This is a genomic window from Mesorhizobium sp. M7A.F.Ca.MR.176.00.0.0, assembly GCF_004023165.1.
Classification (GTDB): domain Bacteria; phylum Pseudomonadota; class Alphaproteobacteria; order Rhizobiales; family Rhizobiaceae; genus Mesorhizobium.
In genome coordinates, this window is the sequence record NZ_RZTC01000129.1 from 1 (window position 1) to 15,707 (window position 15,707).

Below are 15,707 nucleotides of genomic sequence, written 5' to 3' on the forward strand. Positions count from 1 at the left end.
CCCCTTATAGGGACGGGGAGAGGGGCGCTCGCATCGACGGTTTCGCCAATCACCAGCGTTGCAAGAAAAGCGCCGAGATTGCGGCCAGCCCCCTTCTCTCCGTCCCTATACGGGGAGAAGTGCCCGGCAGGGTGATGAGGGGCGGCGCCGACTTCGGCAATCGATCTGAAGCCTCGATAGAGCCCCATCCGATCACATCGCGATTAGCCGGCTCTGGTGAGTGAGGAGAAAAAGATGACCTTCGACTGGCCAACCGCGCTTCCGCTGATCTTCGCCGGCCTGATGGGCCTCGCCATCCTGATCTACGTCATTCTCGACGGTTTCGATCTCGGCATCGGCATTCTGTTCGCGGCAGCCGAGGATGCTGAACTGGACACGATGATCGCCGCCATCGGCCCGTTCTGGGACGCCAACGAAACCTGGCTGGTGCTGGCCGTCGGCCTGCTGCTGGTCGCCTTCCCGCTGGCGCATGGCGTCATCCTGACGGCGCTCTACATTCCGGTCTTCGTGCTTTTGCTCGGGCTGATCCTGCGCGGCGTCGCCTTCGATTTCCGCGCCAAGGTGCCAGCTGGCCGCAAGCATCGCTGGAACCGTATTTTCTTCCTGGGTTCGCTCATCGCCTCGCTGGCGCAGGGCTATATGCTGGGCGTCTATGTGCTCGGGCTCGATGTCGGCCTCGGCGGCACGGCGTTCGGCGTGCTGGTGGCGTTCTGCCTTGCCGCCGCCTACGCGGCGATGGGCGCCGCCTGGGTGATCTACAAGACCGAAGGCGAATTGCAGAAGAAAGCGGTGCGCTGGCTGCGCACCGCGCTGGTGCTGACCGCGCTCGGCATGGCGGCGGTGTCGCTGGCGACGCCCTTCGCCAGCCCGCGCATCTTCGACAAATGGTTCGTCTGGCCGGAAATGCTTTATCTGTCGCCGCTGCCGATCCTGTCGGCGCTTTTGTTCCTGTGGCTGTGGCGGCAGACCTTCCATCTGCCGAAGCCCGACGACCGCCATTCGCTGATGCCGTTCCTGACGCTGGCCGCCATCTTCGCGCTCGGCTTTGCCGGTCTCGCCTGGTCGTTCTACCCGTTCGTGGTGCCCGATCGCCTGACCATCTGGCAGGCGGCTTCCGCGCCGGAGAGCCTGGCCATCATCCTCGCCGGCACCGTGGTCGTGCTGCCGGTCATCATCTTCTATTCGTTCTATGCCTACCGGGTGTTCGGCGGCAAGGCGACGGATCTGACGTATGATTGACCTGCCGATGCAGGCGCGAGGCACCCCTCTCTGGCCTGCCGGGCAGAGGGGGGTGCTGTCCCGCCGACGCCTCCTCAATAAAGCCGACTCAATTGCTCGCCGACAGCACCAGCACCGGCTTGTCGCTGTAGAGCGCCGGGAACAGTGCCTTCAAATTCGCCACCTTGGGCAGGTCGTTGTAGACGATGTAGGGATAGGTCGGGTTCAGCGTCAGAAAATCCTGATGGTAATTCTCGGCCGGATAGAAGGTCTTGCCGGTTTCCAGCGTAGTGACGATCGGCTCCGGGAACACCTTGGCCTGGTCGAGCTGGGCGATGTAGCTTTGCGCGATCTTCTTCTGTGCATCGTTTTCGGCGAAGATCGTCGAGCGGTATTGCGTGCCGGAGTCCGGACCCTGGAAATTCAGCTGGGTCGGGTTGTGGGCGACCGAGAAATAGACCTGCAGCAGCTGGCCATAGGTCACCTTCGATGGATCGTAGGTGATCTCGACGGATTCGGCATGCCCGGTGCGGCCTGAGCCGACCGTCTCGTAGACGGCGGTGTCCTTGTCGCCGCCGGAGTAGCCGGAGACGGCCCTGGTGACGCCCTTGACGTGCTGGAAGACGCCCTGCACGCCCCAGAAACAACCGCCGGCGAAGATCGCCTTTTCAGTGCCGGCGGCCGCCTTCTCGTCGATTGCCGGCGGCGGGATCTTCACCGCGTCCTCGGCCGAAACCGCCGGTGTCAGCCAGAAGGCGGCGCCAGCGGCGGCAAGTGCAAGCGCGGCGAGGGCGCCTTTGACAAAGCCGAGCGAACGGTTTGAAATCTTGATGTTGGTCATGGTTGCACTCCTCGTGGCTTCCATAGGGATCAGTCTATTGCATCAAATAGTGCGGCGCGACGCACATTCGCGTGCGCCGAATGCGGAATCTTACCGTCAGCGCTGCCCCTCACTGTCCTGCCGGACATCTCTCCCCGTAAAACGGGGAGAGAGCGACTGACCGCGACGCTGGCGTTTCTACCTGCAACACCGATGATTGGCGAAACCGTCGATGAGCGCCCCTCTCCCCGTCACTATACGGGGAGAGGATGCCGGCAGGCAGGTGATGGGCAGCGCCAAGGGCCGCCCTTGTGAATGAACGGCTGAGACGCGGCAGAACTAGTTGGCCGGAGCCATCGCATCCGTTGCCGGTTTCATCGCATCCGTCGCCGGCTTCATGGCGTCGGCGGCCGGCTTCATGGAATTGGTTTCCATCGGATCGGCCGGCTTCATTGCATCGTTTGCAGGCTTCATCGCATCCGCGGCAGGCTTCATCGCATCCGCGGCCGGTTTCATGGCATCTGCAGCCGGCTTCATCGCGTTGGTCGCGTCGTCGGCGCGAGCGATGCCGCCGGCAAACAGCGCCGTCGAGCACAAAGCGAGAGCGAGCGCCGGCAGCGTCAGGCGGGAAATGGTCATGATGATCTCCTTGGGTTGGTCGTGAAGGCGCGCCCTCTTGGCGGCCGTGCTATGCGGCGCCGCTCCATGCGGCGTTGCGCAATCTCTTGTTGAAGCGTGATCTAGTTTGTCGCGGCGGCCAGGATCGGTCCGCCACCGGGCGACTGCACGAGCACGGCGGTGCTCAGGCCGCCGGATGCGGCGGGCAGCGGATACGTCGTGGCCGCGCCGGTCCAGCCGCCGAGTTTTTCGAGCGCGTGCACGACATTGGCGTGCGGCAAGGTGCGGCCGGTGTTTTCGCCGCGCGACACCGGCACCTCGACGACGCCCTTGGCATAGTGCACCAGCCAGACATCGGCGTGGCCGCCAGGTACGGCGCCGGCGCCGATGCTGATCTTGCCGCCATCGAGCGACAATGCCGGGCCGCTCGTCCGGCCGCTCACCGAGATCAGCTTTTCGATCTCGCCAGGTGCGGCGCCGACGACATCGGCATGGCCGTTGACCACCACTTGCGGCGTGAACGGCCCGTCATGACCGAGCGCCGGCTCGTAATTGACCTGGCGCCGGGTGAATTCCTGTTTTCCGAAAATGTCCTTCCAGCCGAGATAGTCCCAGTAGGTGACGTTGAACGACAGCGCCAGCACGCCGGGCTGGTCCTTGACCCTGATCAGATTGGCGTTGGCCGGCGGGCAGGACGAGCAGCCCTGGCTGGTGAACAGCTCGACCACGCTGAGCGGCTGGGCGGCGGCCGCACCGAGCGATGCCGCCAGCGCAAGCGATGAGAGGCTGGACACTGTGACGAACTTGCGGGACATCGGCTTGCTCCGTGGGCGGCGGCGCCTGAATGCACCGCTGATATCCCCACTTCGCCGCTGTCGGCGCCTTCGTTACAGCGCTCACCGGTTTGTGATCGCTAGCGTTCTTCCTTCTCCCGCAAGGGGAGAAGGCAAGAAGAGCAGCTTCTACTGCGTCAGCCGCGTGTTGTTGGGCCGCTTGTTGAAGTCGCACTTGCCGGTGACGTTGTAGAAGAAGTCGGCGTTGCTGACGGGCGCCGGGACCTTGTTGCCGCCGTCTTCCCAGGCCTGGTAGGCTGTCGATCCACAAGGAACGAGGCCAAAGATATCGACGATTTGGCCGGTCGCCATTTCGGCCGGGGGGATGTCCTTGCTTGTCGAGCTATAGAGCCGGTTGGACGTGGCCGGATCGTTCGAATAGAGGTTTTGCGGATTGCCAGATGGGACGTTCATCTGCAGATAGAGGCCAGCCATCTGGCTGACGTCGATTGAGGCACCGGCGGTGTTGCCGGCAGCCATCGTGTCGACGCAGTAATATTTCGTGCCAAACTGGTCGGTGTTCAGCGTCACCCCGTCAGGCGCCTTTTTGCCGACCTTGCAAACCTGCGTTTGGGCCACCGTGGCGACGCCCAGACTGTCGATCTTGCTGACGGTGGTGGTGCCGTACCCTTTGGGATCCGTGCCCCCGCCGTATTTGTAATCGATCGTCATCAGAGGCTTGCCCTCCTTCGCACCGAACATCGTGCCGTAGAGCGTCATTGTCTTGTTCCAGTAGCCCGACACCCCGGTGACCTTGAAGGTCGCCTCCACCAAAGCTGGCGCCTTGTTCACCGCCGACGTGACGCCGATCGCCACCGTGGGGATACTGGCGATCTGCATGAACACGGTCTTCATGGCGAAACTCGCCGAGGCCTGCGCGGTGGCGGTGCCGTTGGCGCTGACGTCGAAGCTGTTCAAGGTCGCGGTGCCCTGTCCGCCGTTTTCTCTGTAGGTATCCTGCAGCACCAACTGACGCTGCGGTTTCGTCGAGGCCGTGTCCATCGTGGTGATCGACAGGATCGCGGCGTCGAGTGCCGCCTGCTCGGTCGACCTGGTCTGGACCGCGGAGGTGTAGTCGACGGAAAAGCCGACCGCGGTGATCAGCGGTATCATGGCGAGAACAAGTATCGGTGCGAACGAGCCGCTCCGCGACTCGATAAAACTGCCTGCAAGCCCCCGCATGCCTTCGTCCTTACATCAGATATTTCCCTCCGCTAACATGCCGATCACAAATTATGCTCTAACGCGTGTGGTTAAAATTTATCTATTTTTCGAGGAATCCGGGGGAAAAGGCGACAAGCGCCCGCACCGCTTGCCTCGGCAGCCGCCTGCTCTGCCTTCCCGGCAGCGGCCGTACGGCTTGCCAGGCAACGGGCCGGGTCACATGTGCGGCGGCAGCCTGCCGCTTGCTCGGGCAAGCCACCCCTGCTAAACGCGCGCCATGAGCACGCCCCTCGACCACATCCGCAATTTCTCCATCGTCGCGCATATCGACCATGGCAAATCCACGCTTGCCGACAGGCTGATCCAGCTGACCGGTGGGCTGGAGCTGCGCGACATGAAGGAGCAGGTGCTGGACTCGATGGACATCGAGCGCGAGCGCGGCATCACCATCAAGGCGCAGACGGTGCGGCTGAAGTACCGCGCCAACAATGGCGAGGACTATATCCTCAACCTGATCGACACGCCCGGACACGTCGACTTCGCCTATGAAGTGTCGCGTTCGCTAGCCGCCTGCGAAGGTTCGCTGCTGGTGGTAGACGCCTCCCAGGGCGTCGAGGCGCAGACGCTGGCCAATGTCTACCAGGCCATCGACAACAACCACGAGATCGTCGTGGTGCTGAACAAGGTCGACCTGCCGGCCGCCGAGCCCGAGCGCATCCGCGAGCAGGTCGAGGAGGTGATCGGCATCGACGCCTCCAACGCCGTTCTGATCTCGGCCAAGACCGGCCTTGGCATTCCCGACGTGCTGGAGGCCATCGTCCACCAATTGCCGCCGCCGCGCGAAGGCGACGCGTCGGCCCCGTTGAAGGCGATGCTGGTCGACTCCTGGTACGACGCCTATCTCGGCGTCATCGTGCTGGTGCGCGTCATCGACGGCGTGCTGAAAAAGGGCCAGACCATCCGCATGATGGGCACCGGCGCCAAGCACCTGGTCGAGCGCACCGGCGTGTTCACGCCGGCCCGCATCAATGTCGACGAGCTCGGCCCCGGCGAATTCGGCTTCTTCACCGGCTCGATCAAGGAGGTGGCCGACACCCGCGTCGGCGACACCATCACAGAGGACAAGCGCACCACGGCCAAGGCGCTGCCCGGCTTCAAACCGGCGCAGCCGGTGGTGTTCTGCGGCCTGTTCCCGGTCGACGCCGCCGATTTCGAGGATCTGCGCGCCGCGGTCGGCAAGCTGCGCCTCAACGACGCCAGCTTCTCCTTTGAAATGGAAACCAGCGCCGCACTCGGCTTCGGCTATCGCTGCGGCTTCCTTGGCCTCCTACATCTGGAAATCATCCAGGAGCGGCTGGAGCGCGAGTTCAACCTCGACCTGATCGCCACGGCACCGAGCGTCGTCTACCGGCTGGCTCTGACCGACGGCTCGATGAAGGAATTGCACAACCCGGCCGACATGCCCGACGTGGTGAAGATCTCGGCGATCGAGGAGCCATGGATCCGCGCCACCATCCTGACGCCCGACGACTATCTCGGCGGCATCCTGAAACTTTGCCAGGACCGGCGCGGCATCCAGGCCGACCTCTCCTATGTCGGCAAGCGCGCCATGCTGATCTACGATCTGCCGCTCAACGAAGTCGTCTTCGACTTCTACGACCGGCTGAAGTCGATCTCCAAGGGCTACGCCTCCTTCGACTATCACCTGACCGACTACAAGGAGGGCGACCTGGTAAAAATGTCGATCCTGGTCAATGAGGAGCCGGTCGACGCGCTCTCCATGCTGGTGCACCGCACGGCGGCGGAAAAGCGCGGAAGGCAGATGTGCGAGAAGCTGAAGGAGCTGATCCCGAACCATCTGTTCAAGATTCCGATCCAGGCCGCCATCGGCGGCAAGGTCATTGCGCGGGAAACCATCTCGGCGCTGCGCAAGGACGTCACCGCCAAATGCTACGGCGGCGACGTCTCGCGCAAACGCAAGCTGCTGGACAAGCAGAAAGAAGGCAAGAAGCGGATGCGGCAGTTCGGCAAGGTGGATATTCCGCAGGAGGCGTTTATCCAGGCGCTTAAGATGGGCGACTAAGCGGTTCGGCCTTCGGCCGAACGCATCGACCCGGTTGGTCGATGCGAGCACAAGCCCGGGTGGGAGCTGCCGGAGGCAGCGCGCACCCTGCCAGCGCGGCGGTGGAGCTGCACGATTGGGATCAAGCCATCGGTGCCGCGCCGCGGCGCTCGAGCGCGGTCTTGCGGATGATTTCCGCGATCTCCGGGCTGCTGCTACACAGCATCTGGAAATCCGCCGCGTGCAGCGACAGGAGGGAGACCGCTGTCGCGGCGTTGACGGTCGCCGAACGCGGTTCGCCGCTGATCAGCGCCATCTCGCCAAAGAAGGAGCCAGGGCCAAGCTCCACCGGGTTCGGCGTCGCGACGCTGACGCGCCCCTCCACGACGAAGAACATCCGATCCCCGGTCTCGCCACTGCGGCAGATCACGGCGCCCGCCGGCAAGTTGCGAGGTCTTAGCGCGCGCACGATCTCGACCAGCACGGCCGGGCCGAGCTTCTCAAACAAGGGCACGCCGGCGACCAATTGCCAATTGCGGACGAAATCCTCGCGACGGATTTCCTGATAGAAGCCGGAGGCAAGAATGCCGGCCCAGAGCGCGAAGATGCCGATGCCAGTCATCATGACCGCCCCGGCAAGGACGCGGCCGGCGAAGGTTTGCGGAATGTGGTCGCCATAGCCGGTGGTGGACAGCGTGACCACCGCCCACCACATTGCCTCGGGGATGCTGCCGAACTTTTCCGGTTGGATGTCGCGCTCGATGACATAGGCGGCGAGTGCGACACCAAACAGAACGACGCCGAAGAGCGTGGTGACGCCGATCAGGTTGCGCGCTTCGTTGGCCAGCACCCTGCCCAGCACCGGGAAGAAGGTCGAGTCGCGCAGCGGTTTCAGCAGCCAGACACCACAGTAGAGGCTCCAGTCGGGCGTGCCGCCGAGCAGAAATGCGGCGAGTGGAACCAAAACCGCGAGCACATCGATGGCGATTGCCGGCGTCCTGTCCCGAAGGTCTCCCGCCCGGTGCTTGAGCAGCGTCGCGGCCATCTGCAGAAGATAGGCGCCCCAAATGACCGCGAGCAGTGCGGTCAGAGCCAGTCTGCTTCGTCCGGACAGGTTCGGTGTCGTGAGCGCAGCCACCACCAGAAGCCCAGGGGCAGCCAGCACCGCGTTGAGCGGCGCGTAAATTCTCAGGAAAGGCAGTACCGACATTCTGTGCCCACGAGCGGCTACTATTTGCCAAAGTAGGCTGCCTTCAAGGCAAGCGTAAAGGTGCTTGCTGCGATCCGCCGATATCGGTTCTCGGGCAAGGCTGACTTTGTCAACTGCGGACGCGCTGCGGACCGCTCTCTCGACAGTCTCTGCCTTCACGCCTTGTCGATTTCGGGCTGACACTGGAGCCGCGTCGGGAAGTCAAACAGGTGAGAGCGCCTCGCCATCGGCGAGCATTGGATCAGACACCGTCCTGCGGTATCCTCGAGCCAGCTTGGGGAGACATCAAATGCGCACCACTTTAGACACCATCGCCGCGATCGGCCTCGCCATCGGCGGTGCCTTCGGCCTAGCCGGCACCTTCGTCGCCAGCGCCCCGCTGCGCGAAACGCTCTGGACGATCGACGGCGTGGCACTCGTGGTGGCGACCGCCCTGCTGACCATGAAATATCAGCGGTTGGGCAATGACTGCATAGCTGCCGGCTTCCTGACCTTCCTCGCCGGCGAGACCCTGCTGCTGGCGGGCAATGCGGCAGGACTGGAGGCCAGCGTGCCCTCCTATGTCGGCGGCATCTCGCTGTGGGCGGCGGCACTGGTCATGGTCAGCGCGCCGAAGACTTTCGCCCTGTGGATGCGGCTCACCGCGCTGGTGGCTGCCGTGCTGTTTGTCATCTCGGCTTGCATGATCCTCTGGGGCGCGCCCTTGCTGCCAACCTCGGCGCCGCTGCCCGCCGCCGGCTATCCGTTCCTGGTGCTGACCTTTGTTGGCTGGATCTGGACGTTGCTGAGGGCGGAACGGTGAGCCTTTGTCCGCTTCCGTACCAAACGTCCGACCTGGTTGATCCGGCATCGCCGGAACGGTAAAAAATCCGGGCGGCGGACCTTATCAGGTCGCCAGTGGCCGGCGCGGGCTCAGGCAACTGCCTCACCGGCATTCGCGCCGGCCATTTCCAACCCGCACATGATCGCAGCGATCCACCGGCCTGCGCCGCACTTGAAGGGGCGCCGACGCCTCAAGACTCGATCCAAACCTTCTCGAAATGCTGCTCCAGCGCCTGGTGCTGTTCGCAGCCTTCGACACCCTTGCGATACGTCCGGTAGACCGAGCGCCAGTAGGGTTGGATGATGATGCCTGAGTCACGCAGAATCTGCTCGATCTTGGCCATGATCTCCTTGCGCGCCTTGGCGTCCGGCGTCGCCAGCGCCTTGTCGAGCAGCGTGTCGAATTCGGGGTTGGCGTAGGCGCTTTCGTTCCAGGCGGCGCCCGATTTATACGCCAGCGCCAGCACCTGGACGCCGAGCGGGCGGCCGAGCCATTCGGTGCAGGAGAAGGGATATTTGCTCCAGTCGTTCCAGAAGGTGGCGGCCGGCAGCACGGTGCGCTTGATCTTGAGGCCGGCCTCGCGCATCTGCGCGCCGATGGCGTCGCCGGTGCTTTTTTGCCATTCGACATCGACGGAGATGAGCTCGAATTCGTGGTCGGCCTTGCCGGCCTCGGCGAGCAGCTTCTTCGACTGCTCGACGTCGCGCCTGGCCGGGCCGATATCGGCATATTCGGGGTGCATGGGGCCGACATGGTGGTTGTCGGCGGGCTTGCCGCGGCCGCCGAGGCCGAGCGCCAGCACGGCGGAATTGTCGACGGCGAGCTGGGCGGCGCGGCGCACCTTGACGTCGTCATAGGGCGCGTTGGCGACATTGAAGCGGGCGACGATGGTCGAGCCGGTGGCGATCTCGGAATTCATCAGCCCCATCTGCTCGGTCTGCGAGACGGCGTCGGAAGCGGTCTCGTGGTCGGTGTCAATCTCGCCGGATTCGAAGGCCGACAGCATGGCGTTGGGGTCGGAGCCGTAGTCGACCCATTTGATGCCGTCGAGATGGAATTCGCCCTTCCACCAGGGTTTTTCCTTGCGCTTCACCTCGGCGCCCGTCTCGGCATCCCAGCTGACCAGCTCGCAGGGGCCGGTGGTGATGGCAAGCGCCTTCATGGGGTCGCCATCGCCCTCATAGGAGCGGTGCATGATCAGCGCCGGATAGTCGGCCATGCCGGCGATCAGCGAGATGTCTGACTTGGGCAGATTGAGCTTGATGGTGAAGTCGTCGACCTTGGCGATGCCGCCGTCGACGACCTTCTTGGTGTCGGCATTGACCAGCGCGCCCATGCGCGCGGCGACCGAATTGCCGGGCACCGAGGCATCGCACCAGCGGGTGAGGTTGTGAATGACATCATCGGCGTTGAAGGCATCGCCATTCGACCAGGATATGCCCTTGCGCACATGCAGGGTCAGCGTCCTGGCGTCGTCGCTCGCCTCCCAGCTTTCGAGCAGCCAGGGTTCGAAGGAGAAGTCGGTGTTCCAGCGCACCAGATATTCGTTGCAGTGGCGGGCGATGTTGGACATCTCGACGCCGTCGAAGGTGCGCGGGTCCTTGAAGCCCTTGACGTTCATGGCGACGCGCAGGACGCCGCCTTTCTTCGGTTCTGCCGCGCGGGCAGGGGTCGTGCTGAGCCCGGCCAGCGCCACCGCGCCGGCGGCGCTGACACCGAGCCCGGCCATCAGCGCCAGATATTCGCGGCGGTTGATGCCGCCGGCCTTGAAGTCCTCGGCGACGGGTTTGGCTTGCGGGTGGAGTTTGCGGTCGGTCAGCATGAATTTCATCGTCGTTCCCCTGTTGTTGATGCATGCCGCCCAAAAGTGCCCAGCGGTTTTGGGACAACGGCATGCACAGAAAAATCGCCCCGGCCGATCGACGGACGCGGGGGCGGACGCGACCGCCGGGGCGCCGTTGCCTGAGCGGGAATGATAGAGCGGGGTGACGCTAGGGAGTGTTCGGGAATCCGCAGTGATTGTGCGGGGTTCCGCAGGGGGATTCGGCAGTGCGCTTATGCTTTGCAGCCGCGCTGGGAGGAGATGTGCCAACGGCGCGGCGCAATCTCCCTCCTTGAGGGGAGATGGCCGGCAGGCCAGAGGGGGTCGGTACGACGGGACTCGACCTCCTACTTTCAAAAAGATGATGCTAGCGCTCTACGCGCGACGACCCCCTCTGTCGCCTTCGGCGACATCTCCCCCTCAAGGGGGAGATTAGCGTTCCACCGTCGGCCACTCACCTCGGCCCAGCGCGCCGACCGCACCAACAATCCGCGCAAACGCCGCCGCCGCCGCCGGCACCGTCCTGCGTGCGCGCAGGAAGCTGTGCACCAGCCTCGGTTCCTCGTGCCACCAGGCCTTGCCGCCGGCGGCCACAATGCGGTCGCGGTAGGTCTCGCCATCCGACGACAGCGGGTCGCATTGCGCCGTGACGATCACCGTCGGCGGCAGGCCGGAGAAATCGGTGTCGCGCAGCGGCGAGAAGGTCGGGTCGTCGGGCGATTGCCGCCTGGCCGAGCGGACGTCGCGGTAGAAGGCGATGTCGGCCACGGATAGCAGCGGCGCCTCGGCGTGTTCGACATAGGAGCCTGCGGTCTCGTCGCCGCCGAGTTCGGGATAGATCAGCACTTGCCCGACCGCAGCTCTGATATGGCGGCGCGTCGCCTGCGCCACGGCGGCAGCGAGATTGCCGCCAGCGCTTTCGCCACACAGGACCAGCGGCAGGCCTGATGTGGCCGCCGCCCATTCGAAGGCGGCGACGGCATCGTCGAAGGCGGCGGGGTGGACGTGCTCCGGGGCCAGCCGGTAGTCGACCGACAGCAGGTCGAAACCGGTGCCGGCGCAGAGCTCGGCGCAAATGTCGTCATGGCTTTCCAGCCCGCCGAGGATGAAGCCGCCGCCGTGGTAGTAGATCACCATCGCCTTGGCGGCCTTGCCGGCAAGCCGGTAAAGGCGGATCGGGATGCCGCGGCCGGCGGCGGCGATCAGGCCATCGCTGGCCTTGACGCCTGGCGGGCGGCCCTGGTGGAAGGCGCGGCTCATATGGTCATAGACGGCGCGCTGCTTGTCGATCGGCAGGCCGAGGATTTCGGGCGGATACCAGCCGTTGACGGCGTCGATATAGGCCCAAAGGGCCGGGTCGAGCCGTGTTTCGTAGGGGCCGCGCGTCATAGGTCGGCGTAGAGCGCGGCCGCGTTGTCGAAGGAGAAGCGCAGCGGCACCGAGCCCTCGACCTGCCAGGCGGTGACGGTCTCGCCGGCCAGCAGCCGGCAGGCGCCATCGGTATCGGTGACGGCGCCGCCATAGAGCCGGTTGGCGAGGTTGAGGATGCCGGTCTGGTGCATGGCCGCGCTGCCGCTGCCGCAGGCATCCTTGACCAGCAGCACGCGAAAGCCCTTGGCCACCGCATCCTTGACCGACGCGTCGATGCAGGCCTCGGTCCAGACACCTGATATGACCAACCATTCGATGCCTGAAGACTTGATGTCGCGCGCCGCCGGCCCGGTGCGGAAGGCGCTGGCCTCGGCCTTGATCAGCAGCGCCTCGCCGTTGATCGGCGCCACCTCACGGCAGATCTCGGTCAGCGGATCGCTCTTGTCGGAGAAGGCCGACTTGCCGTCCGCACCGAGCGGATGAAACGGCCGGTCCTGGCTGTCGAGATCGACGATGTAGGCCCAGTGGTAAAGCGGCACATGGTTGCCCCGCGCCGCCGCCTGCAAGCGCTGGACGTTGGCGAGGATGCTGCTAAAGCCCTCGACCAGGTAGCGGGGGTCCTGCCGGTGCTCTTCCTGCAGGTCGATGAAGATCGCGGCCACGGTGCCGGGTTCGATGGCGATGGGGGTTTTCATGCGGATGCGCCTTGGTTGTGGGCGGGCGACACCGCTCTGTTTAGCGAGCTGGCGCAAGCAGCGGTGATTGGCCGGCGCCTCCCAACCTTCGTCATCCACGGGCGGAGCAGGAGCGAAGCTCCGTCGCGGAGACCCGAGGATCCATGCCGTGACGTTGATCGAATGGTGCAGCGGTGCAGAACTTGTACCGTTGCGGTGCATAGAGGTCGCGGCATGGATCCCTTGGGCTGCGAAGCAGCTCCAGGGGTCTGCGCCGCGTCGCTGCGCTCCTTGCTCCGCCCTAGGATGACGAAGCGATGGAAGGCTGCGACAGCAGCGAAGGCTCGCGATCCGGCGCCGGTGTACGAAACCGCCCTCAAACCTGCGTCTCCAGAAACTCGTCCTCATAAGGAAAGCGCGACAGAAGCTCTGTACCCGTCTCGGTGATCAGGATCTCGTCCTCCAGCTTGACGCCCTCGCGGCCGCCCTTTTCGCCAATATAGCTTTCCACGCTCACCACCATGCCTGGCACGATATGGCCGTCGCGGCCATAGGTCTCGTAATCCATGGCATGCGCGATGAACGGCGTTTCGCCATGCATGCCGACGCCGTGCATGACCGAGGTGTAGCGCTGGTCTACGAAACGGTCCGGGATTTTCCACGCCTTCTCGGCAATCTCGCGGAACGCCATGCCGGGTTTGACGATCGAAATGTTGTGCTGAACCTGGTCGTGCGCCATGCGGTAGAGCGACTTCTGGTAAGGCGTCGGCTTGCCCGGCCCGCAGCGGAAGGTGCGCGAGAAATCCGAATAATAGCCGTAGCAGCCGATCGTGTCGGTATCGAGCGCCAAGAGTTCGCCGGGCCGGATCTTGCGGCCGCTGGCCTCGTTGAACCACGGATTGGTACGCTGGCCCGATGTCAGCAGCCGCGTCTCGATGAACTCGCCGCCCTGGCGGATGACCTCGCCATACATGATGGCGAACAGTTCGTTTTCGGAGACGCCGGGCTTGATCGCCTCGCGCACCGCATAGACGGCGGCCTCGGCGCCGGCCATCGACACCTGCAGGCATTTGACTTCCTCGGGCGTCTTGACCGCGCGCACCGCCAGGATCTCGCCCTGGCAGTCGCGAACCTCGCAGCCGCGCTTTTCAAGCGCCAGCGCCTGCAGATGGCTGCAGCGGTCGAGGCCGAGCTTCATCGAGCCACCGCCATGCTGCTTCAGAAGCTCGGCGATCTCGTCGGCGAAGGGACCGGCGGTCTCGTCGTCGCGACCCGACACCGACGACCAGACCAGCTTGGAAGGCCGCGCCTCGTCGATCGTGTCGAGCACCATCGAGACATGATAGCTCTGCGGGTATTCGAACAGCACGATCGGCCCTTCGGTCGGGATAAAGAAATAGCGGGTCGAGTTGCGCAGGAAATAGCCGAACATGTTCCGCGAGCCGGTGGCGTAGCGCTGGTTGTACGGATCGAACAGCACCACGCCGCCATAGCCGGCCTTGCGCATCCAGCCGCGCAGCTTCGCCAGCCGGCCCTTGCGCAGGGCGTCGGCATCGATGAAGGACGGCTCGGTGTCCGACAGCCACATGCCGCCGGCCGGATCGGCCGCGGCCGGGTGGCGCATGCGGTCCTTGAAGTCCACGTCCTCGGTGCTGTCGGGGTCAAATACGACGATGCTCATGGGGGTACGGCCTTGGCTGGGTTGCGAGGTCGGAGCATGGCGCAGGCGGGGCGGATGGATTGTGCGGAAAACCGCGTTTGTTGTGCGGGATGCCGCTGGCTAATCGGTTACGTCGCGATCCTTGGCGCCCCCCTCTGCCCTGCCGGGCATCTCCCCCTCAAGGGGGGAGATTGGCAGTTTCGATGCCGCCATTCTTCTCTGCAACATCTGAGATTAGCGAAAGCAGAGATGCAGTCCGATCTCCCCCCTTGAGGGGGAGATGTCCGGCAGGACAGAGGGGGGCGCTGTCCCGCCAACGTCACACCCGTCAGGGAGCGACACCTAATGCCGTCTCGCCCGCTTCGGCGGATGCCCATGCTCTTCGCGAAACGCCCGGGCAAAACTCGACATCGACGCAAACCCACACGCCAGCGCCACGTCGCGCACGGCGAGCGTCGAATGCGCCAAAAGGTCGGCGGCGCGCTTCAACCTTAGGCGCCGGTAATAACCATTGGGCGAGATGGCGAGTTCGGAGCGGAAGGAGCGTTCGAGCTTGTCGGAGGAGACGCCGAGCTTCGCGGTCAGCTCGGCCATGCCGAGCCGCTCTTCGACAGCGTCCTCCATGATAGCGATGGCCGACAACACCAGTTCGTTCTGGACGCCGGTGCGCAGCCGCAAGGGCATCATCTTGCGGTCGATGCTGGAACGCAGCTGGCTGTGCACGAACCATTCGGCGACGCCGGCGGCAAGCTCGGCGCCGTAATCGCGGGTGATGATCTCCAGCATCATGTCGAGGCTGCCGACGCCGCCGGCCGAAGTGAAGCGCTTGCGGTCGATGACATAGAGGTCGCGCCTGAGCTCGATGTTGGGGAAGGCTTCGGTGAAGGCGGCCTGGCTGGTCCAGTGCAAGGTGCAGGCATGGCCGTCGAGCAGGCCGGCGCGGGCGAGGAAGAACGCCGCATCCGCCACCGCGCCGATATGGGCGCCATTGCGCAGGCTCTTGCGGATCCAGTGTGCTGCGTCCTCGGCGACGAGGTGATCGGCATCGCCGCCCGAGCAGACGACGATGCGGTCGACCTTGGGCGCGTCCTCGGCGTAAAAACCCGGCTGGATGACGACGCCGTTCGAGGCCTCGACCGAGCCTTTCGTGCCACCGACGATGATCCAGCGATAGCATTCTCTTTTCGCCAGGACATTGGCGGCACGCAGCGGCTCGATGACCGAGCTGAACGCCATCATCGGAAAGCCGGGGAAGACCAGCACCGCGAAGGTGAGGGGAGTGTCGGTGGGTTTGGGTGGGGCGTGTGTAGCCATGGGGCGCTACATTTCGGGCAGATGGGGTGCGGGGTCAATTGGGCTGATGCTTGAACCTGGAACGTCAGCGCCGCCCCTCACCTGCCTGCCGGCATCCTCTCCCCGTAAACGGGGCGAG

Annotated in this window: 13 protein-coding genes; 3 read left to right on the plus strand and 10 right to left on the minus strand. The window is 64.5% G+C overall.

What is annotated here, in order from left to right:
- Positions 1 to 234: 234 nt before the first annotated feature.
- A complete protein-coding gene (locus EOB59_RS29390) occupies positions 235 to 1,239 on the plus strand; it encodes a cytochrome d ubiquinol oxidase subunit II (protein ID WP_127397543.1) in 1,005 nt (334 codons plus the stop codon).
- Between the two features lie 88 nt (positions 1,240 to 1,327).
- Here the strand turns inward: EOB59_RS29390 and msrA are convergent, their stop codons facing one another.
- The 4 genes from msrA to EOB59_RS29415 form a co-directional block, all read right to left on the minus strand.
- On the minus strand, positions 1,328 to 2,059 hold the full coding sequence (msrA, locus tag EOB59_RS29395; RefSeq protein WP_127268581.1) for a peptide-methionine (S)-S-oxide reductase MsrA: 732 nt from the start codon (positions 2,057 to 2,059) through the stop codon (positions 1,328 to 1,330).
- Positions 2,060 to 2,377: 318 nt separating this feature from the next.
- Positions 2,378 to 2,677 carry a hypothetical protein gene (locus EOB59_RS29405; protein WP_127398807.1) on the minus strand — a complete coding sequence of 100 codons (300 nt, stop codon included), beginning with the start codon at positions 2,675 to 2,677 and terminating at the stop codon, positions 2,378 to 2,380.
- Positions 2,678 to 2,778: 101 nt separating this feature from the next.
- Complete coding sequence (locus EOB59_RS29410; RefSeq protein ID WP_127398808.1) at positions 2,779 to 3,471, minus strand: DUF1223 domain-containing protein; 693 nt, start codon at positions 3,469 to 3,471, stop codon at positions 2,779 to 2,781.
- Positions 3,472 to 3,618: 147 nt separating this feature from the next.
- Positions 3,619 to 4,671 (minus strand): TadE/TadG family type IV pilus assembly protein, encoded by a 1,053-nt coding sequence (locus EOB59_RS29415; RefSeq protein ID WP_128289830.1) that lies wholly within the window; start codon positions 4,669 to 4,671, stop codon positions 3,619 to 3,621.
- A gap of 259 nt (positions 4,672 to 4,930) precedes the next feature.
- Here EOB59_RS29415 and lepA point away from each other — a divergent pair, with 259 nt between their 5' ends.
- Positions 4,931 to 6,736 (plus strand): translation elongation factor 4, encoded by a 1,806-nt coding sequence (gene lepA / locus EOB59_RS29420; protein WP_128289831.1) that lies wholly within the window; start codon positions 4,931 to 4,933, stop codon positions 6,734 to 6,736.
- A 121-nt stretch (positions 6,737 to 6,857) separates the two neighbouring features.
- On the opposite strand, the gene EOB59_RS29425 is transcribed toward lepA, so the two are convergent.
- On the minus strand, positions 6,858 to 7,925 hold the full coding sequence (locus EOB59_RS29425; RefSeq protein ID WP_128289832.1) for a cyclic nucleotide-gated potassium channel: 1,068 nt from the start codon (positions 7,923 to 7,925) through the stop codon (positions 6,858 to 6,860).
- Between the two features lie 289 nt (positions 7,926 to 8,214).
- Between EOB59_RS29425 and EOB59_RS35395 the strand changes: the two genes are divergently transcribed.
- On the plus strand, positions 8,215 to 8,727 hold the full coding sequence (locus tag EOB59_RS35395) for a hypothetical protein (protein WP_164895779.1): 513 nt from the start codon (positions 8,215 to 8,217) through the stop codon (positions 8,725 to 8,727).
- Positions 8,728 to 8,938: 211 nt separating this feature from the next.
- Here EOB59_RS35395 and EOB59_RS29440 read toward each other — a convergent pair whose 3' ends face one another.
- The 5 genes from EOB59_RS29440 to EOB59_RS29465 form a co-directional block, all read right to left on the minus strand.
- A complete protein-coding gene (locus EOB59_RS29440) occupies positions 8,939 to 10,579 on the minus strand; it encodes an ABC transporter substrate-binding protein (RefSeq protein WP_128289833.1) in 1,641 nt (546 codons plus the stop codon).
- Positions 10,580 to 11,002: 423 nt separating this feature from the next.
- Positions 11,003 to 11,959, minus strand: coding sequence for an alpha/beta hydrolase (locus EOB59_RS29445; RefSeq protein WP_128289834.1), 957 nt, complete (start codon positions 11,957 to 11,959; stop codon positions 11,003 to 11,005).
- Positions 11,956 to 12,636, minus strand: coding sequence for an isochorismatase family protein (locus tag EOB59_RS29450; RefSeq protein ID WP_128289838.1), 681 nt, complete (start codon positions 12,634 to 12,636; stop codon positions 11,956 to 11,958). Before EOB59_RS29450 ends, EOB59_RS29445 begins: the two co-directional genes overlap by 4 nt.
- Positions 12,637 to 12,991: 355 nt before the next feature.
- On the minus strand, positions 12,992 to 14,296 hold the full coding sequence (locus EOB59_RS29455) for a Xaa-Pro peptidase family protein (RefSeq protein WP_128289835.1): 1,305 nt from the start codon (positions 14,294 to 14,296) through the stop codon (positions 12,992 to 12,994).
- 321 nt (positions 14,297 to 14,617) lie between these two features.
- Positions 14,618 to 15,589: a GlxA family transcriptional regulator gene (locus tag EOB59_RS29465; protein ID WP_128289836.1), complete on the minus strand. Its 972-nt coding sequence runs from the start codon at positions 15,587 to 15,589 to the stop codon at positions 14,618 to 14,620.
- Between the last annotated feature and the right edge of the window lie 118 nt (positions 15,590 to 15,707).